We start from the raw sequence: 24,473 nt of genomic DNA, 5'->3' as shown, positions 1-24,473 counted from the left end.
GGATGAATTACGGAGACAATGCATGTTTACAAAATACTTGCTGCCTTTCGCCTTGGCTACCGGCACGTTGGTGCTGTCCGGCGTCGGCTCACAGGCCATGCCGATGGCCAAGCCAAGCGCGTCCTCGCTGCCGGTCGAAACCGTCGGCTGGCGCTGTGGTCCCGGCTGGCACGTGAATCGTTGGGGCAGATGCGTGCCGAATGGACGGGTGATCATCCGCCCGATGCACGTACGCCACTGGCACCCCGGTTTCTGGTATCACGGCCGTTGGCATGCCGGTTTTTGGAGCCGGTGATCCCTTCAGGATTGCGTGAAATGCCCGCTCCGGAAACGGGGCGGGCGTTTTTGTTGAGTCCTCTTGCAAAGGGGTTCATCTCGGTTGGCTTCCCGCCAGCGTTCGTGATTGGCCGAAGCCCCTCAGCTTCGTCATCCTCGGGTCTGCGCCGCGTCGCTTCGCTCCTTGCTTCGCCCGTGGATGACGAAATCACGGGCGCTGGCGCTTATCGCCAGTGGATAAAGTCGAGGCTCACACCACCAGATCGCGCATCGGCTTCACCGCCGCGGACTCCGGAAACACCTTGTCGCCGAGCACCCCGGCTGACAGCCCGAACTGGTCGGCAAGCAGACCCTTCAGCACCGCGCGCACATCGCTGGTCGGCGCGAGGTCGCGCTGCTCATAGAGCTGCGCCGGCTTCAGCCCCGGCCAGTCGGCGATGACGCGGCCGCCCTTGATCGCGCCGCCGGCGAGCAGCACCACCGTTCCCGTCCCGTGATCCGTGCCGACAGTGCCGTTGATGCGGGCGGTGCGGCCGAATTCGGTGATCGCGACGATCGCGGTGTCCTTCCAGCGTGAGCCAAGGCCTTTCTCGAATTCCTCGAAGGCGCCATCGAGGCCGCCGAGCAGATTGGCAAGCCGTCCAGTGGCGCCGCCCTCGTTGACATGTGTGTCCCAGCCATCGAAGGCGAGCGCGGCGATGCGCGGTCCGTCGTCCGCGGCCATCAGCTTTGCGGCACCCTGCGCCGACTGGCGCATGCCGGCGGCATTGTCGAGGCCGCCCTTCGGCTTCATCGTCTTGCCACCGATCTGGTCGCTCATCGCCATCCGGTCGGCGTCGAGGCCTTTCTGAAGTGCCGCCGCCAGCACCGGATCGCGATGATTGTAGAGATCGAGCACGCGTTCGGCCAAAGCATCGCCGGGTGTCGGCAGGAATTGCGGCGCCCAGCCGAGCACGGGCGCCGCACCTCGGATCACCAGCGGTGTCGACGGCCCGACCGCGAGCCCGCCTGCACGGGCGATCCTGTCGCCGGCGGGCAGGCCGGCAAGCGCGCGGTTGAGCCAACCGCTGCTGGCGTTGCCGGGACCCGGCAGGCCGCTTTCCAGCACGTCCTGGCCGTCGAAATGCGAGCGGTCGCGGTAGCCGGTCGCTGCCGCATGCACGACCGCGGCCTGGCCCGCCTTGAACAGGCGGGCAAACACCGGCATTGCCGGATTGACGGCGAAGAAACCGTCAAGCGGCAATGCCGGGTTGGCGCCTGAGAGCGAAAGCGCGATGTCGCCGTGCAGGCCGGCATAGTCCGGATCGCCGACCGGCCCGACAGTGGAGAGCCCATCGAGCGCGCCGCGCAGGACGATGACGATCAGCCGCGGGTCGCGATTGTCGGCCGCGCGGGCAAAGCGCGGCAGGTAGGCCCAGGCGAACAGGGCGCCGCCGGTCATCAGCACGGCGCGGCGCGATAGGGTGGGGGTTTCGCAAAGCAAGCTCATAGCCGCATCTCCATGCTGTTACCGGCGCTGGAATTCGGGCGCCATCAGCAGCAGCGCCAGGCCCTGCTGCTTGGATTCGGCGCGCGAAATCGCCTGCTTTGTCTCGGCGGAAGCAGATGTGCCGATCAGCGATGCCAGCATCTCGTCAGGATTGCCGATCGCGTCGGCCTGCTTCGCCGCCTGCCAGGCGATGTCGAGCCGGGTCTTCAGGCCCTCGGCGGACGCCCAGGCGTCGGTCTGGTCGGGAAAGCCGTTCGGCCCAGGGGGCTCCCAGAGCGGCTGGCCGAGCGCCCTCAGCCAGCGAAGCGTTCGCTGCGGCTCGTTGCCGGCGGAGGGACCGACCGCGCGGCGCAGCGCAACGACGAAGTCGAGCGGCGAGCGCAGTTTGGCCAAAGGCGTCGACCAGGCCTCCGGCATGTCGATCAGCGTCACCGCCACTGCCCTGAGGTCGCCGTCCGTCTTGGCGAAGACCCTGGCGAGACGAGCGACCGCTGCCGGCGGTGGATCGTCTGCTATGAAGTGGCGGGCGAGTTTGGTGGCGATGTGCTGCGCGGTCGCGGGCTGGCTGGCGATGTCGTTGAGCGCGGCTTCCGCCTGGCCCATGCCGCCATCCGGATAGGTCTTGCCGAGCAGCACCGCCTTTCCAGGTTCATGCGCATTGGCGTTGAAGACGAACGTGCCGGGCTCGCCCAGGCGCCCCTCGCGTCCGGCCATCGTCCAGCCGGTCAGCATGCCGGCGAAGCTGGTCACGTCGGCCTGGCTGTAGCCGCTGCCGACGCCAAGCGTATGCAATTCCATGATCTCGCGGGCAAGGTTTTCATTGAGGCCGCGGCCGCGCCTCTTGCCGGCGCGAGAATCCGGTCCGATCGACTGCTGGTTGTCGAGGTAGAACAGCATCGCCGGATGATGCTCGACAGCAAGCAGCATGTCGGCGAAGCGGCCGAGCACGAAGGGCCGGATCGCCCCACGCTCGAAAGCGCCGGCACTTGCCCGCACGATCTGCGCCTTGGCGGCGGACACGCAGAAATGGTTCGACCAGAAGCCGACCAGCCGCTCGACGAAGCCGGCGTCGGCGCTGAATGCCTTGTCGAAGCGGGCCTGCGCTTCGGCGCGATAGATATCGCCCTCGACCGGCGGCACGGCGGGCTTGGTTTTGGTCTCCGCCTGGCCGGGCGGATCGTCCATCGCCGTCCGCAGCATGGCCGGCGCGGCCATTTCACGTCGCGCCGTCTTGCGTTCCGCGGCCGCCGTCATGCTGGCCTGGATCGCGGCGGTGCTGTCCAGCAGCCCGGCATTGGTCTGCTCGTCGACCGACACCAGCGCGATATCCTGCTGCTTCAGCTCGGCCTTGAGATAGCCGCGCGCGTCGGCGGCGATCTTGCCAAGCTCGGTGTCCGGCTTGGCGCCGAGCCCGAAGCGGTTGAGCGCGATCAGCGCCGGATCCGGCGGCGGGGAATTCGAAACGGGTGCGGCCAATACAGCCTCCATCTCCGGCATGATGCCGAAAAGTGTGATGCGGTTTTCGGGCGACATCATGCCGGCTCCAGAAGGCATGATGCCGAAAAGTGTGATGCGGTTTTCGGACGACATCATGCCGGCTCCAGAAGGCATGAGCCGAAAAGTGTGATGCGGTTTTCGGACGACATCATGCCGGCTCTAGAGGACCGACGCCGGGTCGCGTCGGCGGACACGTTCTATGGATCGGAAGGTCTCACGATGCCGGCCGCAGCACCGGCATCATCAGGCGGTTCTTACCAGCGGCGCCAATGGTGCCAGCGATGGTACGGATGCCAGGCTGGGCCGATATAGACCCTTGGTCCGCCCCAGTAATAATAGCCCGGATAGATCACGCGGCGGTAGGGGACGCAGCGACCCCAGGGATTGGGATGCCAGCCCGGGCCGCAACCAAAGGCGACATGTTCGATCACCGCCGGCGCGGTGACCGGCGCGATCGGCATCGCCGAAGCGGCGCTTGCCGCGACCGTCCCGCCGATGGCGAGAGCAGCCGCAATGGAATATTTCGTCAGACCGTTCATGGGAGACTCCCGAATGGTTCGAGGTTTCTAGAGAACCTGCCCGCGTCACGCGGCGCCAGGCTTGTCCCTCTTCTCCTTGAACGGGGGTGCTCGCGCTTTCCGTCGCTGTCTATGGCGATTTTTTTGTGAGGGTAGGCAGTGGCCTGCCGGCACGCCGCAACAGGGCGTCTGCCAGCAGCTGTCGGTCCTCCGGTGAGCTCGATGCGGCGAACTCGACGATGCGCTGTTCCAGCCGTGTGCGGACCGTGACGTCCGCTTTGCGCGCCCGCTCGAGCGCCGCCGCAAGCGCTGCCGTGTCGAGCGTCGGTTGCTGCAGAAGATTGGCCGCTTCGCGCCTGGCGGCCTGGCTGTCGAGGATCACGTCCCGCGATTCCCGGCGAACCTCGCGCAACGCCTGGCGGAACGCCTTGCGTTCCGCGGCAGGCAATTTTCCGCCGGCCGATTCCAGCGAATAAACTGGATTGGATTTGCCGATCAGCCAGCCGGCGCCGCCGGCCACCGCGCCAATCAGAAAGACGTTGAGCACCAGGGATGCGGCGACAAGACGGGGGTTCATAAGTCCTCCTCGGTCTGGTCGGCGTCAGGACTGGCATCGCCGAACGACGTCGCGTTGGCATCCATCACATAATGGTCGGAGGGCATATCCGGGTTGACCACGGTCACCAGCGCCAGCCCGGCAACGGCGCCCGCCAGGCCGACGCCGGCAAGCCCGAAGCCAAGCCACCACAGCCGGTTGCGCCGTCCTTGCCTGACTTCGGCTGTGGCCCTGGCAAGGATCGCGCCATGCAGCACCCTGCCGGGCGCCTCGACGCGGTGCCGATCAAGCATGGCATCCAATCTGCCGGCGCCTGCCAAGATGGCGCGGCCTTCCTCGGTCTCGGCAAACACCCGCGCCCCAGCCTGTTCGGCCTGAGGCCAGCGGTGCAAGGCACTGCCATAGGCGTCTGCCAGCGCGGCAAAGCGGCTTGCATCCAACGGCGCTTGGGCGGCCTTCTTCTCGTCAGCCATTTCGCTCCCCCTTCCACTCTTTCGGCGTGGCCCCCACGCCGCATTCCACGGAATCGGCAAGTCCTTCACTGTCTCAATCATTGCCATCGTCTCCGACGAGCATGGTCTGCAAGGAACGGCGACCCCGCGCGAGCAGGCTCTCCAGCGCATCGACGCTGACCTGCATGGCATCGGCCGCCTCGATGTTGGACAGCTCCTGATAATACACCAGCACGATAGCTTCGCGCTGGCGCGGCGCGATGCGCTGCAGCGCCTCTTGCACGCGCCGCTCCTCGTCGCCAGGCAACGAGTCGGGAAGCGGCGCCTCGTCGGCCACCTCCGGCAATTCGTCCGTCGTCCATTCGCGGCGCTTTCGCAGCCGGTCGTAGCAAAGGTTGAGCGCCACGCGGTGGACCCAGGTGTCGAAGCGCGCGTTCCTGGCGCCAGCCCGAAGCGTGGCGCCAGATGCGCACGAAGGTCTCCTGCGCGACGTCCTCCGCCTCGGCCGCGTCGCCGAGCATCCGGGCGGCCAAAGCCAGGATGCGCGGCGACTTGCGCGCCACCATCGCCTGCACGGCGGCGGGGTCGCCGGCGCCGATGCGGCGGACCAGTTCCTCGTCGGTATCGGCGCCCATCAGCCGGGGCGCTCAAAGGTGTCATCGCGCGGCATAACCTCGTGGTCATTGCTCCTGATTGGGAGCGGTTTTGTGGCTTGGCCGCTCGTCGGCGCTGAGCACGCCGTCGCTGTTCTTGTCGAGCTTGGCGAAACGCTTGGCGAGGAAGGCGTCGAGTTCGCCCTTGTCGACGAAACCGTCCTTGTTGGTATCCATGCGCGTGAAGGATTTCGCCGGATCGCCCTTGGCCTTGCGCTCGGTCTGAAAAGCGGTCCATTCGGCGAGGCTCACCTTGCCGTCATTATCGGTGTCGGCCTGCATGAAGGCCTTTTCCCGCCGCGCCTCGAACTGTTCCAGAGTGATGCCGGTCTTGGTCGCTGGCGTCGCCTGGGTCGGCGCGGGGGCAGGGGTTGGCGTCGTCGTCTGGGCAATCGCCGCGCCGGCGGTCAGCAAACCAAGGGCAACGGCGAATATCGAACGGCGGATCATGCTTTCGTCTCCGGTTGCGCGCGGCCATTGGCGGCCGCGCTTCAGCCGTTAAACGCAGTCATGAGCGAAATCCGTCGGTCCGTTCGACAAGACAATAAGACTATCACATCCGGAGCGGCCGGATTTGGTTCCGTCGTCCAGGGAGACAATTCGGCGGCTATTTCGAATGGTCGATCGCGATCAGTTGGTCCGGTTTGAAGCCCGCGTGCTGCGGGGTCCAGACATCGCCGTCGCGGTTGAACCAGTGGCACAGATACATGCCCGAGGCCGCGCCGTCGCTCACCGTCATCGGCGGCCCTCCGGATTTCAGCTTGACGACGTCTCCGGTCTTGAAAGTATTGGACATTTCGACCTCCCATGCTGATGGTCGAGTTTTCCACCAAACCTCGATTTCGACAATGGTCGATATGCTTCCATCGCTTGGCGCAGGCGGCGGTGACCCGCGGGAGGAGGAGGGGAGAGAACGGCTCTCGTCGGCAGGTATCGAATTGGCGGCACCGCCACATAAAGAGCTAAAAGGGACGACATCGGATCAAGCATCGTTGCTGAACCTGCAAGGCTCGGCCTGAGAGGAATACGCCGTGACATCAAGCAGGCCTGTTCTGGTTACCGGCGCGGCCGGTTTCATCGGTTTTCATCTTTGCCAAAGGCTGCTTGCCGATGGCCAGGCGGTCGTCGGCCTCGATTCCATGAACGAGTATTACGACGTCACCCTGAAGCGGACCCGACTCGAGCGGCTGAAGGCATTTCCCAATTTTCGCTTCGAGCACGTCAATCTCGTCGAGTGCGACCGCATTTCGGCACTGTTTCAGTCGGCAGCACCCGAAATCGTCGTCAATCTCGCGGCCCAGGCCGGCGTGCGCTATTCGCTGACCAATCCGCACGCCTATGCCGAAAGCAATCTCAGTGGCTTCCTCAACATCCTGGAAGGATGCCGGCACGCCTCGGTCGGCCATCTGGTCTATGCCTCGTCGAGCTCGATCTATGGCGGCAGCACGCGCATGCCGTTCTCCGTGCACGATTCGGCCGACCACCCGCTCAGCCTCTATGCCGCCAGCAAGAAGGCGAACGAACTGATGGCGCACACCTACAGCCATCTCTTCGCGCTGCCGACGACAGGACTGCGCTTCTTCACCGTCTACGGTCCGTGGGGGCGGCCCGACATGGCGCTGTTCATCTTCGCCAAGGCCATCCTGGCCGGTGAGCCGATCGACGTCTTCAACCACGGCAACATGCAGCGCGACTTCACCTATGTCGACGACATCGTCGAAGGCATCGTCCGCGTAATGCGGCAACCGGCGACAGCCAACCCGCAATGGTCAAGCGCTGCACCCGATCCGGCGACCAGCAACGCGCCCTACCGGATCCACAATATAGGCGGCAGCGCGCCCGTCGAGCTGAACCGGCTGATCGAGGTGCTGGAAGACGCGCTTGGGCGCAAGGCCGTTCGCAACCTGATGCCGTTCCAGCCGGGCGACGTGCCGGCGACCTTCGCCGATGTCAGCTCGCTTGAGCAGGCGACCGGCTTCAAGCCGAAGATACCGATCGAGATCGGCGTGCCGCGTTTCGTGGAATGGTACCGGGAATTCTACAAAGTTTGATCCGAAGCTTGCAGGTCGGCGAGAAGACGTGGCGGGCCGCCGGCGACTGCGTCGTCCCGTGCGGTCAGGCATCGCTAGGCGGAAGTCCCCGAGTAATTAGACTCACGATTGCCGCCTGCCAGCCTTGGCACTAGTGCTCAAGTAGGTTGCCCAACCGAGAACAGCCTTGTGTCCAGGTGCATCAGCTGAAGGGCCAGAGTGGTGGTCGGTGGTGTTCGGTGACGTGCGATCAGCTAGCAATTGCTTTCCGTCGCCCCGACAAACGCCCGACAGCGGCGTATGTCGGTGAGCTTTCACCGGCGACGCCGTCAGGTTGCGCCGCGGCCTATTTGAGCGCGAGCACCCTAAGCCCTTCTCCTTAGGTAGCTCTTTGAGCAGGTGCTTCGCAAGCCGGCCCTGATTTGCCGGCATCAGCCGCTGAAGTGGGACGGGAGAAGTGCATAAGACCGGACTGATGGCAAAGCCAACTCACCTTCGAATCTAGGACCGCCCGCCCGATCCACCTTTTTTGTGCCACGCTGTCCCTACCAACATCCCGCCAGAGCCGACCTGAATTGGAAGACGGAAATCGCCAGGTATTAATTGACGGTCATCTGCCAAGCTTCGCTATTAAGAACTGACGACCAAGCAATTCATCCTGCGTATCGCGGACTGAACGATAGATATTCCAGACAAAGAAACAATATACCGCAATCGAGCCGAGACCGCCAACAGACGGAACAGCAATAACGTACAGGCCAGATATTGGAATAGAAAAAAGGCTAGCCAATGCTACTCGTTCAATTGCGCGGATAGGCGAAATATCAATTCCGAAGATCAGACTTTCGCTCTCTAGTTCATCAAGCAACGCCAGCGTTCCGGTACGGGCATAGTCGCCATCAAACGTTCTCGCACGCCATGTCCGAAATAAATATCCGAATACTGCCACACACAATGCAATACCAAGTATTGGTGTCCCTATTATCCAAAGCAGCCACCCAACAGCCACCGACGTAATCCCGCACACTCCAAACAGTACAATATCGCGCCTAAGCCGAATGCTTCGCCCTGTCATCGCCTCCGCAACTCCAGCCATTAAACCGAGTCCGACCGCAACTCCGACAATAAACAACATAGCCAAGCCCCACAGCCTCTGCGACGGCACCGGCATCGACATCAGATCAATCGCCGAGTCTCCAATCGCACCCAACAGAACCGAGGGATCAGCGAGCGCGCGACCCACATCATCTCCAAAAAGTGCCGCAGCTGTCACTGCGATCACTCCGAGGCACGCAGCAGGCAGCAAAATAGGCAGGACCTTACCCTTGCCTGCGATCTCTAGGAGTATGAAAGCTGCCGGCGCGACCATTTGAAGTGCTAGCCAGATCCAAAAGAACGATACAAAAATGATTGCGAGAATCAAGACCCATAGCCCGAGAAAGGCCCCAAGCATAAACCCGACTAGCGGTATAACGAGGAGATATCCCGAGGCAACGACACCAACCAACGAAATTTCAGTAAGTGTAACTAGGGCCGCAACGCTTATACCAATAATATTTGAGTGACGAGCGGCAATAACATTCATTCGCTGTTCAAATTTCGGGTGCGTCAGTGCTGACCAGATTTCTCTTTTAATATATTTCTCCCGGCGGGTATATTTACATAATTCTGAAGCAGCTATGTCAATACCAACTATATTCGCGGCAAATTCGTCAGCGTAGTACTCACCATATCGCAACTGAAAGAGCGTGCTTGAGGCTGCAATCACGAACCCCGCAAAAGAAATCGTGATTAGGCTTGGATCGAGCTTAGACTCCAGTCCCGACTGCTTCGTCGTAACGAAGGCGAGAGCGGAGCAAAGAATTCCCAAAAGTGAGGCAAAGAGAACCACTAGCCGGCGCTGATCGTGATAGAGTACGTGTCCGAGTTCATGAGCAAGGATAAAGCGCATCGATCTACCCGCGTCGCTATTCTCGTCCTGCAAGGCAGTTTGTATTTCAGCCACCCGCCCGGTCGGTATGGATATCACCACACGCGAGGGGCGCTCCTTTGCCACCTTTGTCACAAATACTGTATGATCGCCCCTGTGCCCCTCGACCAGATCCACATGTCCACAGATTGCACCGAAAGAAGGTGGGAGAGAAACTGGCAAGAGAGTGGAGGGTGGTCGGCGACGAAAACGCACCATTCGCCAAATGACAGCTATGGTAAGCACGATTGTGACAGCGAGCAAAAAAAGGCGAAACGCTATCGGATCATGATAACCGAAAAACTCATTGAGCCAGTTTATCAAAACCAACCATGAGAAAAGAACGATAAGTAGGACCTCTCGAGCGACGACGTGCGAGAGTCGCCACATATCAAGAACGCTTATCTGAATCAAAATTCTTAAAGAATGTTTGCAGAGTTTCATCGTCCGCATTACGAACCACTACGGTGGTAGAACCATTTATCCCTTTACGCCGCAACACAAGCTCTGTGTGAGGTCGCTTGGCGAAGTATGCGCGAAGTATAGATTGTACGGCATAAATTGCCCCAGACGATCCAAGTGCCAAGATTAGTTGAGTGATCTCAGGAGCGCCCGCCGCAAGAAACGACGTTTTCTTGGTGCGTGCCGTTATATCCTTAAGTTCCGGTAAGTTAGGCTTCATTTCATCTGCGGTATCGAGCAAAAGCGCAAGAGCTTCATGATCGGCTTCAATAGCAATTTCAGTATCTATAGAACTGGATCGCTCGGTCATATTGGCCCCTTAGTGCCGAGATTTAGACTCCGTCGCAGGATGAGCTAACATGGAGTCACTGGCGGCCCTCAACTGACGTTACGGTATCACTCTTTTCCTCGGACTGCCACGGGGACGATCATTCCAACAGGTAGGTTGCACCAGATTTGCCGCCGGCTGCTACGTTTAGCTTTGGCACTTCTCCCGCGACACATTCTCTTTTCAGTTGCTGGCTAGACATTCTCCGGTAGAAACATGCGCAGCCTATGGTCAGCCGTCTGCGGCTGCAGGCCTGCAGCCGCCCGTGGCCGCTGTCCAACTGAGTGATATCTGGAGGAGCCGGTCCTGATTTACGGCGGCTGGTCGCAGGGGAAGGCAAAACTGCTGGGAAATGAAATCAAGCTAACAGTCAGCGGGTAAGCACCACCTCCGGACCAACCACGCGAGGGTCCACGACCGCAAAGGCCTGCGTTTGTGGGAATTCCACGGAACGCCCTTCGGCCATTGTTCGTTTTGCTCCGGCATACCTCAGGGGTATGAGTGATGCTGAATGATTCTCTAGCGGTAGATTCGCCGCTTGATCAGGAGGCCGACGAATACGGCCTGTTCAGAGGCTCGATGGCTGATTATCCACGCCTTGGCTTTAGTATGAAGGCGGTTCGCAAAACCGGCGACCGACTGGCGGGTGAAATTGCGTTCAATCGCGACTTAACCAATTCGGAATTTGGCGACATCATCGAGACCTTCACCATCGCCAACAGTTTCCGCGACTCGCACGTCATGCCGATGAGATCGGTGTTCTACTCGGTGCGGCATAAATTGCGCGCCAATGGCATCAAAGGGGATATGGCCGCCAGACCCAAGAGGATGCCCTCTATCCGGCGCAAGCTTCGGGATAGCAGTGTCAAGTTTGATCAGATGAATGATCTTGGCGGCTGTCGCGCCATAATGCACGACATTCGAGGTGTCCGGACCTTGATTGCCGCTATAGAGGAAAGGTTCCCTCATCCGATCCGGCAGCGGTATCCGTACATCGATAATCCCAAACCGGACGGCTATCGCAGCCATCACATCGTCTTCACTTTTAGCCCGCATAGCGAAGAACAAGACACCTACGCTGGTCGAAGGATCGAGCTTCAAATCCGGACCCGCCTCCAACACTCTTGGGCAACTGCGGTAGAGGCCGCCAGCCTCTACCGAGGCGAAGACTACAAGCACGGCAAAGGTGACTCGGACTGGTTGCGGTTGTTCGAACTGGCCGGCGCGGAATTCTCCTACGTCGAAGATTGTCCGATAGTTGATGGCATGCCCACCCACGATGATCGTGTCAGAGAACTGCGCGACCTGAACAAGAGATTGCAGGCGACCAGCGTTCTAGAGAACATCAAGAACGCTACCCACTTTGCCGAAAATTACACCTACGATGCTGGGCGCTACTACCTCATCAGATACCGAAAAGATCACACCGTCGTGGTGGAAAGCTACGACAGCATAATCGTAGCGACCCAGGAACTTGGCGATGCGGAATTTCGCCTTGCGACTGGTCAGGACGATGACAAGGTCGTGCTGGTCGAGGTCGGCAAAATCAGCAAGCTAATTCAGATGTACCCCAACTACTTCGGCGACGTGTCGCTGTTCGTTAGCAATCTCCGAGAGATATGCAGCGGTAGGAGGGCCATCGAATATAGTATGGCGAAGCCTGAGATTGTCAGACCGAAAAAGATCGAGGTCGCAAACCCCGCGTCGCTCTATCGTCGATACACTAAATGGTTCGAAAAGCGCCGCTAGGTAACGAATCCCGATCCTGTTTCCGCGATTTACCGAAAGCGAATCTATCCAGGGTGATTGTGCTTGAGACCAACGGCGACCAATTGGACATTGATACGGCCTGCAAAGCGGATTGGTTCAATCTGATGACTGATGCCGTCGCCTAAATGGCCATGCCACAGGTAGGACGCGACCCTCACAGGGTTGCCCAACGAAGCATTCTAAGGTGGACATTCGGGTGGATGGAAATCCGTCAAGTTGTTTATCCTACTGGAAATAAAGCATTTTCAGTAGGGGAATGGTGCCGCTTAGGTGACTCGAACACCTGACCCCATCATTACGAATGATGTGCTCTACCAACTGAGCTAAAGCGGCCCGGGAAGCGTTGGGCTTCCAGAATGGGCTGCGTGATAGACGCAACCGGCCGCTAATTCAAGATGGCTGGCGGTGAATTCCGGCTCGGTGGTCGGCAATTCCTGTCCTCGACTGTCGCGCGGGGCAACTCGCTGCCCGCCGCCAGCCGTGGCTCGATCGGGTCCGGGTGACGAAAAATGTTGATTATCAAGCAAAAAATGCCGAAATGGCTCGGGATGCGCCGGCAAGGTCGCCCGCCGCCCGTTGATTGATTGGTCGGCTGCGGCTAACGATCAGGGCGAACGCGCAGAGGGAGCTCGCTTGGACGCCATCGAGAAAGCGATCCGCAATGCCTTCGAGAAAGGCAATGCCGAGGACCGGGCGTTTCGCGAGAGGGTCTATCGATCCGCCTTTGCCGCGCTCGACCGCGTGCTGCAGGCCAATCCGAACATCACGGTTGAAGCTGCCATCAGCCGGCGCAAGGCGGTGCAGGCCAAGATCGCCGAGATCGAATCCGAATTCATAGCGGCCGTGCCGGATGTGACGCTGCCGCCGGAAAATGTTGCCGCCGCCGGTGGCGGTGCTCCAGCCCCCGCGTCGACGCGCCGGCCGTATCCGCCGCGCCGTCGGTCGACGCACCGCGGCCACCGGCGCCAGCCGCGACGTCACCCTCGATTACAGTTGACGGCCCGGTGCAGCCGGACGCCTCCGACCAGCCGCGCTCGCGTGTGCTGCCTGTGGTTCCCGACATCATGCCGGACGAGACGGCGCTGCCCAACGCACCTTCTTTGGATGAAGCGCCGGGCGCTCCTGTCGGCAACGGCGCCCAGGTGACGCCCGATCGCGACGAGCGGCGCATCAGAGGCCGGCGCCTGCCGCTGACGGCGATCTTCGTCGTCGCAACGCTGCTGGCTGCCATCGGCATCGGCGGCTATTTCGCCATACAGAATGGTGTCTTCAAGACGGCCGCGCAGCTCGATACAGGCCCGCCGGAAGCGACGCCGACCCTCGACAGCGAGGATTCCTCGCCGCCGCCCGCCGGCTCGCCGCAGAAGCCGGGCGAGGCGGACCAGTCGAAGAACTGGATCAATGTCTTTACGCCGAGCGACCCGACCCATGTCAGCACGCCCTCGGATGCCGGTGCCGACGTCATGAAGGATGACACCGGGCAGTTCCTGCGCATCCGCTCGGGCGCGTCCGGCTCGGCGATTGCTTTCGATGTCGGCCAGGGCGTGCTGGAAAAGCTCGCCGGCAAGCATGCCATGTTCGACATCGTTGCCCGTTCGGAAGAGGGCAAGGAAACGCAGATCTCGGTCGACTGCAATTTCGGCAATCTCGGCGATTGCGGCCGCAAGCGCTACGCGGTCGGCCACGAGCGCAACGAGTATCTGTTCGACGTCCAGTTCCCGGACAAGCACCCGGGCGCCGCCGGCACGATCGCGGTCAATTCCGACTTCGACAAGCAGGGCAAGTCCGTCGACATCTACGAGATCCGCGTTTCGATCGCGGAATAACCTCCACCAAGCAGTCGTTTCTATCGGGACACGTGACGGGTTTGCCGTTGCTGGCGGCCGAGAGGAGGAAACGATGAATGCTGCCGATCCCCGCACAGGACACACCAACCAGATTCGGCTGTTGATCGAGCAATGGGCCGAAGCCGTGCGCCGCAAGGATATGGACGGCATCTTGCGTCACCATGCGCCGGATTTCGTCATGTTCGACGTGCCACCGCCGCTGCAATCCAGAGGCATCGAAGCCTATCGCGACACCTGGCCGTTGTTCTTCGGCGCTTCGCCCAGTCCTCCCATGTTCGACATCGTCGACTTGAACATCACCGCCGGCGCCGACGTGGCGTTTGCAATCGCGTTGATGCGCTGCATCGTCGTGGGTGACGGCAAATCAAGCGACCTCGATTTCCGGCTGACCATCTGCTTCGAAAAGATCGCCGGACAGTGGACTTTTATGCACGAGCATCACTCGGTGCCGGCTGTCGACTGAGCCTAATCGAGCATCGCCTGCAGCGTCTCGATGCGGTCGGCCTCGGCCGTCGGCTTGTCCCAGCGCAGCCGCGAAATGCGGGGAAAGCGCATGGCGACGCCGGATTTGTGCCTGGTCGAGCGGTTGAGACCCTCGAAGGCCACTTCCAGCACCAGCCCGTTGTTGCGGTCGGCGCGTACCGAGCGCACCGGCCCAAAACGCTCGATGGTATTGTCGCGGACATATTTGTCGATCTCTTTCAGCTCCTCGTCGGTGAAGCCGAAATACGCCTTGCCGACCGGCACCAGCTCTTCGGCGCCCTCCGGTCCGGACCAGACGCCGAACGTGTAGTCGGAATAGAAGCTGGAGCGCTTGCCATGGCCGCGCTGTGCATACATCAGCACCGCGTCGACCGTGTGCGGGTCGCGCTTCCATTTGAACCAGGGCCCCTTAGGCCGTCCGGCGAGATAGGGCGAGTCCCAGCGCTTCAGCATCACGCCTTCGATGATCGGATGCGGCGGCGCCGCGCGCAGCCGTTCCAGTGTCCCCCAATCTGGGAACTTGACCAGCGGCGAGAGGTCGAAGCGGCCGGGATCGAGCGTTTCGATGAAGGTTTCGAGCCGCTTGCGGCGCTCGGCGAAGGGCAGCGTGCGCAAATCCTCGGCGTTGATCTGCAGTGCATCGTAGCAGCGCATGAAGGCCGGATATTGCTGCTGGATTTTTGGCGACACGCTCTTGCGGTTCAGCCGCTGCTGCAGGTCCGAAAACGTGCCAGTCGCCTCGCGTGGATCGCCGACCAGCAACTCGCCATCGAGCGCTGCTTCGAAATGCATTGCCGCGGCAAGATCCGGGAAGGCGCCGGACACATCGTCGCCGGTGCGCGAATAGAGCCGGCGCACACCGCCTTCGCAGACCGCCTGCACACGGATGCCGTCCCATTTCCACTCCGCCGCATAATCGGCCGGAGCGAGCTTTTCGAGATCGCTGTCATCGACGGCGTTGGCAAGCATCACCGGGCGGAACAGCGCGAGTGCCGCGCTCGTCGGCTTGTCCGCCTTGCCTTCCAGCCAGGCGAACAGCTCGGTGTAGGGCGGCGTCAGCCCGTGCCAGAGCTCCTCGATCTCGGCGACATCGACCTTGCCGAAATCGGCCAACGCCTGCTTGGCGAGCCGCGCCGACACGCCGATGCGCAAGCCCCCGGTCACCAGCTTGATGATGGCAAAGCGCGCCGAGATGCTGGCGTCGTCGAGCAACCGCGCCAGCACCTTCGGTCCGTCGGAGCGGCTGGCCGCCTGCAATCTGCCGACGACGTGGGCCAGTGTCGGCACCTGATTGGGGATGTGCCCTGCCGGCTGCGGCCAGACCAGCGACACCGTTTCGGCGAGGTCGCCGACATAGTCGTAGGAGTAACCGAACAGCACCGGGTCCATGCGCTCGACCACCAGCGCCCGCAGCATCGCCGGCTTCACCGCGGCGATCGTGAGGTCCCCGGTGATCGCCGCCAGCGCCAACCCGCGGTCGGGGTCCTCGACGCTGCGGAAATAGTCGGTGAGCAGCGTGAGCTTGCCGTTGCGCGACGGTGTGAGCACCAGACGGTCGAGGAGCTCGGCGAAGCGGTTCATAAGGGTGCACGCGACGCGAATAGCGAAGGCCAGCGCGAGGCGCCCCCTCTGTCCTGCCGGACATCTCCCCCACGAGGGGGGAGATCGGCAGTTGCGCCGCCGGCTCTTCCCCGGCAGCATTGGAGATTGGCGAAGGCCGACGTGACGTCTGATCTCCCCCAGTGGGGGAGATGGCCGGCAGGCCAGAGGGGGCGCCGATTGTCGTAGCTACCTCCGCCATCAATCGCCCTCGTCCTCATATCCCACCAGATGCAACGGCCTCGCGGCTATCCCCTCGATCTCGCACCAGCGCACCAGCGCTTCCTCGCGGCCATGCGTCACCCAGATCTCGCCGGCGCCCGTTTCCTTGATGGTGATGATCAGCTCGTCCCAGTCGGCATGGTCGGAAATGATCAGCGGCAGCTCGACGCCGCCCTGCTTGGCGCGCTGGCGGATGCGCATCCAGCCGGACGCGAAACACGAGATCGGGTCGGGAAAGCGCCGCGCCCAGCGGTCGGCGAAGGCCGAAGGCGGGCCGACGACGATGGCGCCGGCAAAATCGGCCTTGCTGCCGCTCTCCACCGTGCCCGGCTCCAGTTGGCCGAGATCAATGCCCTGGCTTTGATAGTATTCGCTGAGCTTCGTCAGCGCGCCATGGATGTAGATCGGCCGGTCGTAACCGGCATCGCGCAGCAGCCGCATCACGCGTTGCGCCTTGCCGAGCGCATAAGCGCCGATCAGATGCGAGCGCTCGGGAAACTGCACCGCCGATTTGAGCACGCGCGCGATCTCCTCATGGTCCGGCGGATGGCGGAACACCGGCAAGCCGAACGTCGCCTCGGTGATGAACACATCGCATGGGATCGGTTCGAACGGCAGGCAGGTGGCGTCCTTCTGCCGCTTGTAGTCGCCGGAGGCGACGATGCGCATGCCGCGATGTTCGACCGCGATCTGCGCCGAGCCCAGAACGTGCCCCGCCGGGTGGAAGGTGACGGAAACGCCGTTGATATCGATCGTCTCGCCGAGAATTGCTGTCTGCGTCGCGCCGGCAAAATCCTCGCCGTAGCGCAGACCCATGATGTCGAGCGTCTCCTGCGTGGCGAGCACCGATTGATGGCCGGAGCGCGCGTGGTCGGAGTGGCCATGCGTGATCAATGCCCGTTCCACCGGACGCACAGGATCGATGAAGAAGTCGCCGGGTGCACAATAGAGGCCTTCGGGCCGGGATTTGAGCAGGTCGCTGGCGCGCATGCTTGGAAGATAGTCGTTAAATTCCGCGCGGGAAGCCTGTTGCAAGAGACTGCTGACTCATCCTAGATCGCGACGGCGTTTCGTTGAATCGCCTTCACGATCTAACTCTTTGTTGGAGCATGATCTCTCCGAAAAAACCGGTCCCCACTTTTCGGGATCATGCTCAAGAGCCGGCCGCCGGCTAGCTTCACCGGCGGGATGCTTCGCGCATGAAACCGCTTCAAGCCTCGTCCGGCGACTTGAACGCCGACCGTCGCGCCGATTTCGCCGAGATGCTGCTTGCCTCCGGCGAGCCGGCGCAGGCGGCCGAGCTCTTGCTTGGCGCCCTGGAACTGGCGCCGCAATGGGCCGCCGGCTGGTTCCGCCTCGGCGAGATGCAGGAGGCCGCCAGCTTTCTCGATCGGGCGGCGCACGCCTGGGCGATGGCGTTGAAGCTCGACGCCAGGGATCGGTTGGGCGCTGCGCTTAAACTGCAACTGATTGGCCATGCGCCGGCCGCGGCCGCGCCACCCAGCGCCTTCGTCGAAACCCTGTTCGACCACTACGCCGACAGTTTCGAGGAATCGCTGGTACAAAAGCTCGGCTACGGGCTCCCGGATGTTCTCGCCCGGGCGATCGGCAAGGCAAGGCCTGGCCGTTTCCGGCTGGCGCTCGACCTCGGTTGCGGCACTGGCCTGATGGGTGAAAAGCTACGCCCCTTCGTCGACCGTCTGGAGGGCTATGACATCTCGGCCGGCATGCTGAAGAAGGCGCGCGCCAAGAACATCTACGACCGCCTCTCGAAAGCCGACCTCCAGCATTTCGGCCATGGTGATGCCAAGGCCGACCTCGTGGTGGCGGCCGACGTGTTCATCTATATCGGCGCGCTGGAAGGCATCGTCGCTTCTGTTGCAGCGAACCTGGCAGGCAATGGCGTGTTTGCGTTCTCGCTCGAGTTGCTTGCCGGCGACAGCGGCAACTTCGCCTTGCAGCCGTCGCGGCGTTACGCGCATTCCAAGAGCTATATGCGCAGTGTTCTCGCCGCGAATGGATTGTCCATCCTGTCAATTGAGCCCACGGTCATTCGCCTGGATCGTGGCGCGCCTGTCGATGGCTTGGCCATCGTGGCGCAGAGAACGTGGTCTGAACCCTGACCTTGCTGCGAAAAAGCCGAAATTGCATGATCGGGGTTGCACGGGCCAGTCTTTGTTTGTGCAATTCCCGACGGAGGGTTACGGCGAAGTCGCCGAACTTAACCGCTACGCACTTTTCCTGGAATTGCTCTAAGGAGGGATCCATGCGCTGGAACGTGGTCGTATTGGTGTCGTGCCTCACCGTTGCCGGCTGCGTCGGCGGCACCTCGATGTCCGAGCGCCAGGACGAAAACGTGCAGTCCTCGCTGCAATATGACGACGTGCCGTGCGATCAGCTCATCGCCAATCGCAACACGCTGGCGCAGCAAAGCAATCTGCCGATCACCGCCAAGGCCACCTTCTCCAATCCGGCAATGGGTCTCGGCCCGTTCACGCCGGACATGCGCTCGAAGGCTCAGCGCGATAAAGACAAGGCGAGCGGCGAGATCGACGCCATGAACCGCTCGATTGAGCGTCGCGACTGCGGCAAGCCGAAGAAAAAGGAAAGTTTCGCGCTGCCTGGTTCGAAGCCTTCGTAGCTAGTATCCAGCCTTGCGGTCGACCAGGTTTTCAAGCTTTTCGCCGCGCTCGAAGGCTGCCATCTGGCGAAGCATGGTCGGCACCAGATGCGCTGGGTCGGATGTTGCCGCCGCATGCGGCGTGACGAACACCTTCGGATGGCTCCACAGCGGGCTGGTCTTGGGCAGCGGCTCGACCTCGAAGACATCGAGGCTCGCTTCTTTCAACGTGCCGTCGTCGAGTGCCCGCAGGATGTCGGCGTCCTTCTGCAGCCGGCCGCGGCCGGCATTGATCAGCACCGCGCCGCCCAGGCCGTTGCGCCGGCGCAATTCCTTCAGCAGGCCATAATTGACAATGCCCTGGGTTTGCGGCGTCAGCGGCAAAAGCACCACGAGGATATCGGTGGCGTTGAGGAACGGGATCAGCCCGGACTCGCCGCAATAGGTTGAAACGCCTTTCATCGGTCGGTCGGTGCGCGACCAGCCATTGACGGCAAAACCGAGCGAGAGCAGCACGGCGGCCGCGGCGCGCCCAAGATGGCCGAGACCCATGATGCCGACGGAGATGTCGCCCGCTGGGCGCTGCGGCGGTTCATGCCAGGTCTTCTTCTTCTGCTGCGCCTGATAGAGCAGGCCCTGGCGATGGTGGTCGAGCACCCGCCAGACGACATATTCGGTCATGTATTGCGTCAGATTGTCGGCAACGACCTTGACGATCGGCACATCGGGCAGGCCGGGATCGGCAAAGATGTGATCGACGCCGGCGCCGATCGAAAAGATGGCGCGCAAATTGGGCAGCGACGACAGAAGGTTGGGCTTCTGCTTCCACACCACGGCATAGGTGATCGAGGGGTCGCTCGGCCCGTTCGGCTCCAGCACGACCTCGCGTTCGGCGGCCAGCAACTCGTGCCAGCGCTGCGGGTGGAAGCCGGTGACGGCAAGCAGGATTTTGCCTTTTTCCATTCGCGGATTTTCTTCCCTGTGCTGCTGATCGGGTCGGCTACTCGCTGACCACGCCGGTCGGCGCCGTCTCGATCTTGAAAGCGGCCGCCATCAGCGCTCGCGTGTAGTCGGTTTGCGGGCTGCTGAAAATCTGTTCGGACGACCCGGCCTCGACGATCTGGCCATTGCGCATGACGATGACGTCATTGGCAAGGGCGCGGACGACTTTCAAATCGTGGCTGATGAAGAGATAGGCAAGGTCGTGCTTGGCCTGCAGGCTGCGCAAAAGGTCGACGACCTGCGCCTGCACGCTCATATCGAGCGCCGAGGTCGGCTCGTCGAGCATGACGAAGCGCGGGTTGAGCACCATGGCGCGGGCGATAGCCACGCGCTGGCGCTGGCCGCCGGAGAACTCATGCGGGTAACGGTTCCTGGTTGCGGGATCGAGCCCGACCTCCTTCAGCACGGCGACGACCTTGTCGTCGCGCTGGTCGGGTGACAGTTTCGGCTCGTGGATCTTCAGGCCTTCCTCGATGATCTCGGACACCGACATGCGAGGGCTGAGCGAGCCGAACGGGTCTTGGAAAACGATCTGCAATTCGCGCCGGAGCGGTCTCATGGCGCTGAAGGAGAGTTGGTTGATGTCGCTGCCGTTGAACCGGATGGTGCCGGTCGACGAGATCATCCGGGCCAGGGCCAGGCCGAGCGTCGTCTTGCCCGAGCCGGATTCGCCGACGACGCCAAGCGTCTGGCCGGCGCGCACGGTGACGTCGATGCCGTCGACCGCCTTCACATTGTCGACGGTGGTGCGGAAAAAACCCTTCTTGATCGGAAACCAGACCTTGATGTCCTTGCCAGTCATCACCGGCTTGGCGTCGGCATTGGTGGCCGGCGGCTTGCCTTCGGCTCGGCCGCCAACAGGTGCTTGGTATAGGCGTGCTGCGGGTTGGCGAAGATGTCCTTGGTCGGTCCGGTCTCGACGATCTTGCCCTTGGTCATCACGCAGACCCGATCGGCGATCTTGCGGACGATGCCGAGGTCGTGGGTGATGAACAGCATCGACATACCCTTGCGGGCCTTCAGCCCTGCCAGCAATTCCAGGATCTGCGCCTGAACGGTGACGTCGAGCGCCGTCGTCGGCTCGTCGGCGATCAGGAGCTCCGGCTCATTGGCCAAAGCCATTGCGATCATGACGCGCTGGCGCTGCCCACCGGACAGCTGATGCGGATAGGCGTCGAGGCGTTTTTGCGGATCGCGGATGCCGACTTCGTTGAGCAGCTCCAATGTGCGTGCCTTCGCCTGGCGGTCGCCCATGCCTTGATGCAGTGCCAGGATCTCGACGATCTGCTGCTCGATCGTGTGCAGCGGATTGAGCGAGGTCATCGGCTCCTGGAAGATCATGGTGATCTTGTTGCCGCGCACCTGGCGAAGCTGCTTCTCGTTCATGGCCAGCAGATCGGCGCCCTGGAACAGAATCTTGCCTGACGGATGGCTGGCGGTCGGATAGGGCAAGAGCTTCAGCACCGACAGCGCCGACACCGACTTGCCCGAGCCGGATTCGCCGACCAGAGCCACCGTCTCGCCCTTGGCGAGGTCGAAGGAGATGTGGTCGACGGCTATCGACTGGTTGCCGCTTTGGGTGAAGGCGACACTGAGGTCGCGGACGGAGAGCAAAGAAGCAGTCATGCATCAATTTCCGCTATGATCTTATCAACGGCAGAAATCTCGGGTCGAATGATCGAAATTTGCGCTGTCAATTGCGGAGGGACAAGCCGATTTGGCGTGACAGAATAGGCGTCCTTCAATCTGGTATCGGCAGTCAGAAATTGTGTGCACCCGAAATGCATCGCCGTCGAAAGATGAATGGCATCCGGCAGCCTAAGGGAAATGAACTGCGAGCGAAGCTGTGCTGCCTGCCAGAGAACCTCGCGAGTTACCATCCCAATGGAGACAAAGGCGTTACCAATCGAGATATTGTCATAGAGCTCAACAAGCGGCTCATTGCCCTTTTTCAGAGGGTCAACCATCAACTCCGCCAGCACGAGCTCGCTTGTCGCGAGGAAAGGCCGCTTTCTGCCCTCGTTCAGTGAAATGAGCTGAAGCAGTTTTTTTGCCAGAGCATCGTTATTTTCGAAAGCGTAGATGAAAATGTTCGTATCGACGTAAAGCCGGAAGGCGGCCATCAATCCTCCCACTCATCGCGGAGGGCACGAACACGCGCAACGGCCTCTTCGAGACTTGTTCCCGCCGCGTTGGCCTGCGCATTGCGCATAAGTTCAAGCAACTGCCTGTGGCCGAGAGGCCGTTTGGCTTCCTCTTCCACCGTCACCTTAACCGAGGCAGTCAAAGCTATACCCTCTCGCAACTCATCCGGGAGTTTGGATGCGGGGTAATGCTCAAGGATGACCTTGTTCACAACTCGGTCCTTTCGTGGGGTACGCTACGCTCATTTTCGTTCGAAAAGCACACTGAGAATATATCATGCTGAATGCTGGTCCGCACCGTCGCTCATCGGAAGGCCTTGCGCGGATCGAACGCGTCGCGCGCCGCTTCACCGATGAACACCAGCAGCGACAGCATCAGCGAGATGACGACAAAGCCCGATATGCCGAGCCAGGGGGCGTTGAGATTGCTTTGCGCCTGTTTGAGCAGTTCGCCGAGCGACGCGGTGCCTGGCGGCAGGCCAAAGCCGAGATAATCGAGCGAAGTCAGCGTCGAGATCGAGGCGCTGACCAGGAAAGGCAAGAAGGTCAGTGTCGCCACCATGGCATTGGGCAGAAGATGGCGCAGCATGATGGTGCGGTTGGGCACGCCAAGCGCGCGGGCCGCATTGACATATTCGAAGTTGCGGGCGCGCAGGAATTCGGCCCGCACCACGCTGACAAGCGACGTCCAGGAAAACAGCAGCATCAGCCCGAGCAGGATGAAAAACCCCGGCGGCAGGATGGCGGCAACGATCAGCAAGAGATAGAGCAGCGGTATCGCCGACCAGATTTCGATGAAGCGCTGGAACAGGAGATCCGTCCAGCCGCCGAAATAACCCTGCAGCGCGCCGGCAGCAACGCCGATCACCGACGAGCCCAAAGTCAGGGTCAGTCCGAACAGCACGGAAATCCTGAACCCATAGATGATGCGCGCCAGCACGTCGCGCGCCTGGTCGTCGGTGCCCAGCCAGTTCCAGTTGCCGACAATGCAGTCGGGATCGGCGGCGCCCTTCGGATACTGGCTGCATCGCTTCTGCACGTCATATTCCCATGACGGTTTTGCCGGTGCGGCGTCGGGGATCGCATTGTTGACGGTGCGGTAGGAATAGCGGATCGGCGGCCAGATCATCCAGCCATTGGCATTGATCTCGTCGCGGATGACCGGATCACGATAGTCGGTGACGGCATAGAAACCGCCAAACTTCTCCTCCGGGTAGGCGACCGCCACCGGGAACAGGATCTCGCCCTTGTAGGAGGCGATGATCGGCCTGTCGTTGGCAATCAGCTCGGAAAACAGCGACAGCACGAACAGAGCTAGGAATATCCACAACGACCAGTAGCCGCGTCGGTTGGCCTTGAAGTTCTGCCAGCGCCGCTTGTTGAGCGGCGACAGCCAGGGGCGGGCGATCCTTGCTGGTGTGGTCTCGGTTGCGGCCTGCGTCATCAGACGTCTCTCCGCTCGAAATCGATGCGCGGATCGACCCAGGTGTAGATCAGGTCGGACAGCAGCGTCACGAACAGGCCAAGCAGCGAAAAGATGTAGAGGTTGGCGAACACGACCGGATAGTCGCGCGCCAGCACCGACTTGAAGCCAAGCAGGCCGAGGCCGTCGAGGGAAAAGATGTTCTCGATCAGCAGCGAGCCGGTGAAGAAGGCCGAGATGAAGGCGCCCGGAAAGCCGGCGATGACGATCAGCATGGCATTACGGAACACATGTCCGTAAAGCACCCGCCGCTCCGACAGGCCCTTGGCGCGCGCCGTCACCACATATTGTTTGCGGATCTCTTCCAGGAAGGAGTTCTTGGTCAGCAGCGTCGTCGTGGCAAAGGCCGACAGCACCAGCGCGGTCAGCGGCAACGTCATGTGCCAGAAATAGTCGACGATCTTGTCCGGCCACGACAGCTGGTCCCAATTATCGGAAACGATGCCGCGCAGCGGAAACCAGTCCCAAAACGAGCCGCCGGCAAACAGCACCATCAGCAAAATGCCGAACAGGAAAGCCGGTATGGCATAGCCGACGATGATGACACCGCTGGTCCAGACGTCGAAGGCGGACCCGTCCTTGACCGCTTTGCGGATGCCGAGCGGGATCGAGATGAGGTAGGAGAGCAGCGTGATCCACAGCCCGAGCGAGATCGATACCGGCATTTTCTCCAGGATCAGGTCGAGCACCGAGATGTCGCGGAAATAGCTGTCGCCGAAATCGAAGCGCGCGTAGTTCCACAGCATCATGCCGAAGCGTTCGAGCGGCGGTTTGTCGAAGCCGAACTGCTTTTCCAGCTTCTTGATGAATTCCGGATCGAGCCCTTGCGCGCCGCGGTATTTCGAACCGACATCGCTGGCAACATCGAAATTGCCGCCGGCGCCCGCATCGCCGCCGCCGCTGCCGAGGCGGTCGCTGCCGGCCTGATTGGTCAGGCTGGCGATGACCTGCTCGACCGGCCCGCCCGGTGCAAATTGAGTGACGACGAAAGCGACTGCCATGATGCCGAACAGGGTCGGGATCATCAAAAGGATGCGTCGCAGTATGTAGGCGCCCATCAGGCTGCTAATCCT

24 protein-coding genes, 1 tRNA gene and 2 pseudogenes are annotated in these 24,473 nt (G+C 61.6%); 7 read left to right on the top strand and 20 right to left on the bottom strand.

Features of this window, described 5'->3' with window-relative positions; all coding sequences use genetic code 11:
- Positions 1–22 precede the first annotated feature (22 nt).
- The gene (locus tag ACVDG8_RS16045; protein WP_447255527.1) at positions 23–295 is read left to right on the top strand and encodes a GCG_CRPN prefix-to-repeats domain-containing protein; all 273 of its coding nucleotides are present in this window, start codon (positions 23–25) and stop codon (positions 293–295) included.
- A gap of 231 nt (positions 296–526) precedes the next feature.
- On the opposite strand, the gene ACVDG8_RS16040 is transcribed toward ACVDG8_RS16045, so the two are convergent.
- The 8 genes and pseudogenes from ACVDG8_RS16040 to ACVDG8_RS16005 form a co-directional block, all read right to left on the bottom strand.
- Positions 527–1,765 carry a DUF1501 domain-containing protein gene (locus ACVDG8_RS16040; RefSeq protein ID WP_447255526.1) on the bottom strand — a complete coding sequence of 413 codons (1,239 nt, stop codon included), beginning with the start codon at positions 1,763–1,765 and terminating at the stop codon, positions 527–529.
- 18 nt (positions 1,766–1,783) lie between these two features.
- A complete protein-coding gene (locus tag ACVDG8_RS16035; RefSeq protein WP_447257364.1) occupies positions 1,784–3,253 on the bottom strand; it encodes a DUF1800 domain-containing protein in 1,470 nt (489 codons plus the stop codon).
- 263 nt (positions 3,254–3,516) lie between these two features.
- Positions 3,517–3,801 (bottom strand): GCG_CRPN prefix-to-repeats domain-containing protein, encoded by a 285-nt coding sequence (locus ACVDG8_RS16030; RefSeq protein WP_447255525.1) that lies wholly within the window; start codon positions 3,799–3,801, stop codon positions 3,517–3,519.
- A 109-nt stretch (positions 3,802–3,910) separates the two neighbouring features.
- Positions 3,911–4,357: a periplasmic heavy metal sensor gene (locus ACVDG8_RS16025; protein ID WP_447255524.1), complete on the bottom strand. Its 447-nt coding sequence runs from the start codon at positions 4,355–4,357 to the stop codon at positions 3,911–3,913.
- Positions 4,354–4,809 carry a hypothetical protein gene (locus ACVDG8_RS16020; RefSeq protein ID WP_447255523.1) on the bottom strand — a complete coding sequence of 152 codons (456 nt, stop codon included), beginning with the start codon at positions 4,807–4,809 and terminating at the stop codon, positions 4,354–4,356. The genes ACVDG8_RS16025 and ACVDG8_RS16020 overlap by 4 nt, the downstream gene beginning before the upstream one ends.
- A 73-nt stretch (positions 4,810–4,882) precedes the next feature.
- Positions 4,883–5,423, bottom strand: a pseudogene (locus ACVDG8_RS16015) (RNA polymerase sigma factor).
- Between the two features lie 45 nt (positions 5,424–5,468).
- Positions 5,469–5,891 carry an EF-hand domain-containing protein gene (locus ACVDG8_RS16010; RefSeq protein WP_447255521.1) on the bottom strand — a complete coding sequence of 141 codons (423 nt, stop codon included), beginning with the start codon at positions 5,889–5,891 and terminating at the stop codon, positions 5,469–5,471.
- A 157-nt stretch (positions 5,892–6,048) separates the two neighbouring features.
- Positions 6,049–6,237, bottom strand: coding sequence for a YodC family protein (locus ACVDG8_RS16005; protein WP_447255520.1), 189 nt, complete (start codon positions 6,235–6,237; stop codon positions 6,049–6,051).
- A gap of 235 nt (positions 6,238–6,472) precedes the next feature.
- On the opposite strand from ACVDG8_RS16005, the gene ACVDG8_RS16000 reads away from it, so the two are divergent.
- On the top strand, positions 6,473–7,492 hold the full coding sequence (locus ACVDG8_RS16000) for an NAD-dependent epimerase (RefSeq protein WP_447255519.1): 1,020 nt from the start codon (positions 6,473–6,475) through the stop codon (positions 7,490–7,492).
- A 589-nt stretch (positions 7,493–8,081) separates the two neighbouring features.
- On the opposite strand, the gene ACVDG8_RS15995 is transcribed toward ACVDG8_RS16000, so the two are convergent.
- Positions 8,082–9,527 (bottom strand): M48 family metalloprotease, encoded by a 1,446-nt coding sequence (locus ACVDG8_RS15995; RefSeq protein ID WP_447255518.1) that lies wholly within the window; start codon positions 9,525–9,527, stop codon positions 8,082–8,084.
- Between the two features lie 304 nt (positions 9,528–9,831).
- Positions 9,832–10,212, bottom strand: coding sequence for a hypothetical protein (locus tag ACVDG8_RS15990; RefSeq protein WP_447255517.1), 381 nt, complete (start codon positions 10,210–10,212; stop codon positions 9,832–9,834).
- Between the two features lie 522 nt (positions 10,213–10,734).
- Between ACVDG8_RS15990 and ACVDG8_RS15985 the strand changes: the two genes are divergently transcribed.
- Positions 10,735–11,979, top strand: a complete 1,245-nt coding sequence (locus ACVDG8_RS15985) for a RelA/SpoT domain-containing protein (RefSeq protein ID WP_447255516.1) — start codon at positions 10,735–10,737, stop codon at positions 11,977–11,979.
- A gap of 278 nt (positions 11,980–12,257) precedes the next feature.
- Here ACVDG8_RS15985 and ACVDG8_RS15980 read toward each other — a convergent pair.
- Together ACVDG8_RS15980 and ACVDG8_RS15975 are read right to left on the bottom strand one after the other, a co-directional pair.
- A tRNA-Thr gene (locus ACVDG8_RS15980) sits at positions 12,258–12,333 on the bottom strand.
- A gap of 186 nt (positions 12,334–12,519) precedes the next feature.
- Entirely contained in the window at positions 12,520–12,960 is a 441-nt protein-coding gene (locus ACVDG8_RS15975) for a hypothetical protein (RefSeq protein WP_455707785.1), read from the bottom strand.
- A gap of 44 nt (positions 12,961–13,004) precedes the next feature.
- On the opposite strand from ACVDG8_RS15975, the gene ACVDG8_RS15970 reads away from it, so the two are divergent.
- The gene (locus ACVDG8_RS15970) at positions 13,005–13,826 is read left to right on the top strand and encodes a hypothetical protein (protein WP_455707784.1); all 822 of its coding nucleotides are present in this window, start codon (positions 13,005–13,007) and stop codon (positions 13,824–13,826) included.
- A gap of 73 nt (positions 13,827–13,899) precedes the next feature.
- Positions 13,900–14,310 carry a YybH family protein gene (locus tag ACVDG8_RS15965; RefSeq protein ID WP_447255514.1) on the top strand — a complete coding sequence of 137 codons (411 nt, stop codon included), beginning with the start codon at positions 13,900–13,902 and terminating at the stop codon, positions 14,308–14,310.
- Between the two features lie 2 nt (positions 14,311–14,312).
- Here ACVDG8_RS15965 and ACVDG8_RS15960 read toward each other — a convergent pair whose 3' ends face one another.
- Together ACVDG8_RS15960 and ACVDG8_RS15955 are read right to left on the bottom strand one after the other, a co-directional pair.
- Complete coding sequence (locus tag ACVDG8_RS15960; protein ID WP_447255513.1) at positions 14,313–15,911, bottom strand: cisplatin damage response ATP-dependent DNA ligase; 1,599 nt, start codon at positions 15,909–15,911, stop codon at positions 14,313–14,315.
- Positions 15,912–16,130: 219 nt separating this feature from the next.
- Positions 16,131–17,141: a ligase-associated DNA damage response exonuclease gene (locus tag ACVDG8_RS15955; RefSeq protein WP_447255512.1), complete on the bottom strand. Its 1,011-nt coding sequence runs from the start codon at positions 17,139–17,141 to the stop codon at positions 16,131–16,133.
- A 209-nt stretch (positions 17,142–17,350) separates the two neighbouring features.
- Between ACVDG8_RS15955 and ACVDG8_RS15950 the strand changes: the two genes are divergently transcribed.
- Together ACVDG8_RS15950 and ACVDG8_RS15945 are read left to right on the top strand one after the other, a co-directional pair.
- Positions 17,351–18,274 (top strand): class I SAM-dependent DNA methyltransferase, encoded by a 924-nt coding sequence (locus ACVDG8_RS15950; protein WP_447255511.1) that lies wholly within the window; start codon positions 17,351–17,353, stop codon positions 18,272–18,274.
- A 143-nt stretch (positions 18,275–18,417) separates the two neighbouring features.
- Positions 18,418–18,792, top strand: coding sequence for a hypothetical protein (locus ACVDG8_RS15945; protein WP_447255510.1), 375 nt, complete (start codon positions 18,418–18,420; stop codon positions 18,790–18,792).
- Here ACVDG8_RS15945 and ACVDG8_RS15940 read toward each other — a convergent pair whose 3' ends face one another.
- The 6 genes and pseudogenes from ACVDG8_RS15940 to ACVDG8_RS15915 all read right to left on the bottom strand — a co-directional run bounded on the left by ACVDG8_RS15940 (position 18,793) and on the right by ACVDG8_RS15915 (position 24,458).
- Positions 18,793–19,734, bottom strand: a complete 942-nt coding sequence (locus ACVDG8_RS15940) for a 2-hydroxyacid dehydrogenase (RefSeq protein ID WP_447255509.1) — start codon at positions 19,732–19,734, stop codon at positions 18,793–18,795. It abuts the gene before it with no gap.
- A 37-nt stretch (positions 19,735–19,771) separates the two neighbouring features.
- Positions 19,772–21,399: pseudogene (locus ACVDG8_RS15935) on the bottom strand (ABC transporter ATP-binding protein).
- On the bottom strand, positions 21,396–21,896 hold the full coding sequence (locus tag ACVDG8_RS15930) for a type II toxin-antitoxin system VapC family toxin (RefSeq protein ID WP_455707783.1): 501 nt from the start codon (positions 21,894–21,896) through the stop codon (positions 21,396–21,398). The pseudogene ACVDG8_RS15935 and the gene ACVDG8_RS15930 overlap by 4 nt, the downstream one beginning before the upstream one ends.
- A complete protein-coding gene (locus ACVDG8_RS15925) occupies positions 21,896–22,129 on the bottom strand; it encodes a hypothetical protein (RefSeq protein WP_447255507.1) in 234 nt (77 codons plus the stop codon). The genes ACVDG8_RS15930 and ACVDG8_RS15925 overlap by 1 nt, the downstream gene beginning before the upstream one ends.
- 92 nt (positions 22,130–22,221) lie before the next feature.
- Positions 22,222–23,361, bottom strand: a complete 1,140-nt coding sequence (locus ACVDG8_RS15920) for an ABC transporter permease (RefSeq protein ID WP_447255506.1) — start codon at positions 23,359–23,361, stop codon at positions 22,222–22,224.
- Positions 23,361–24,458: a microcin C ABC transporter permease YejB gene (locus tag ACVDG8_RS15915; protein WP_447255505.1), complete on the bottom strand. Its 1,098-nt coding sequence runs from the start codon at positions 24,456–24,458 to the stop codon at positions 23,361–23,363. The genes ACVDG8_RS15920 and ACVDG8_RS15915 overlap by 1 nt, the downstream gene beginning before the upstream one ends.
- Positions 24,459–24,473: the final 15 nt, after the last annotated feature.

The organism is Mesorhizobium sp. ORM8.1 (assembly GCF_053005525.2).
The sequence above is the reverse complement of the archived record's forward strand: the minus strand, read 5'-3'. Positions and strand labels throughout refer to the sequence as shown.

Excerpts from the sequence above, each read along its gene's own strand:
- ACVDG8_RS15985 (WP_447255516.1), top strand. The coding sequence starts at position 10,735 with ATGCTGAATGATTCTCTAGCGGTAGATTCGCCGCTTGATCAGGAGGCC.
- ACVDG8_RS15990 (WP_447255517.1), bottom strand. The coding sequence starts at position 10,212 with ATGACCGAGCGATCCAGTTCTATAGATACTGAAATTGCTATTGAAGCC.
- ACVDG8_RS15920 (WP_447255506.1), bottom strand. The coding sequence starts at position 23,361 with ATGACGCAGGCCGCAACCGAGACCACACCAGCAAGGATCGCCCGCCCC.
- ACVDG8_RS16010 (WP_447255521.1), bottom strand. The coding sequence starts at position 5,891 with ATGATCCGCCGTTCGATATTCGCCGTTGCCCTTGGTTTGCTGACCGCC.
- ACVDG8_RS16020 (WP_447255523.1), bottom strand. The coding sequence starts at position 4,809 with ATGGCTGACGAGAAGAAGGCCGCCCAAGCGCCGTTGGATGCAAGCCGC.
- ACVDG8_RS15960 (WP_447255513.1), bottom strand. The coding sequence starts at position 15,911 with ATGAACCGCTTCGCCGAGCTCCTCGACCGTCTGGTGCTCACACCGTCG.
- ACVDG8_RS15945 (WP_447255510.1), top strand. The coding sequence starts at position 18,418 with ATGCGCTGGAACGTGGTCGTATTGGTGTCGTGCCTCACCGTTGCCGGC.
- ACVDG8_RS15950 (WP_447255511.1), top strand. The coding sequence starts at position 17,351 with ATGAAACCGCTTCAAGCCTCGTCCGGCGACTTGAACGCCGACCGTCGC.
- ACVDG8_RS16005 (WP_447255520.1), bottom strand. The coding sequence starts at position 6,237 with ATGTCCAATACTTTCAAGACCGGAGACGTCGTCAAGCTGAAATCCGGA.
- ACVDG8_RS16045 (WP_447255527.1), top strand. The coding sequence starts at position 23 with ATGTTTACAAAATACTTGCTGCCTTTCGCCTTGGCTACCGGCACGTTG.
- ACVDG8_RS16030 (WP_447255525.1), bottom strand. The coding sequence starts at position 3,801 with ATGAACGGTCTGACGAAATATTCCATTGCGGCTGCTCTCGCCATCGGC.
- ACVDG8_RS16035 (WP_447257364.1), bottom strand. The coding sequence starts at position 3,253 with ATGGAGGCTGTATTGGCCGCACCCGTTTCGAATTCCCCGCCGCCGGAT.
- ACVDG8_RS16040 (WP_447255526.1), bottom strand. The coding sequence starts at position 1,765 with ATGAGCTTGCTTTGCGAAACCCCCACCCTATCGCGCCGCGCCGTGCTG.
- ACVDG8_RS15915 (WP_447255505.1), bottom strand. The coding sequence starts at position 24,458 with ATGGGCGCCTACATACTGCGACGCATCCTTTTGATGATCCCGACCCTG.
- ACVDG8_RS15955 (WP_447255512.1), bottom strand. The coding sequence starts at position 17,141 with ATGCGCGCCAGCGACCTGCTCAAATCCCGGCCCGAAGGCCTCTATTGT.
- ACVDG8_RS15930 (WP_455707783.1), bottom strand. The coding sequence starts at position 21,896 with ATGGCCGCCTTCCGGCTTTACGTCGATACGAACATTTTCATCTACGCT.
- ACVDG8_RS16025 (WP_447255524.1), bottom strand. The coding sequence starts at position 4,357 with ATGAACCCCCGTCTTGTCGCCGCATCCCTGGTGCTCAACGTCTTTCTG.
- ACVDG8_RS15965 (WP_447255514.1), top strand. The coding sequence starts at position 13,900 with ATGAATGCTGCCGATCCCCGCACAGGACACACCAACCAGATTCGGCTG.
- ACVDG8_RS15940 (WP_447255509.1), bottom strand. The coding sequence starts at position 19,734 with ATGGAAAAAGGCAAAATCCTGCTTGCCGTCACCGGCTTCCACCCGCAG.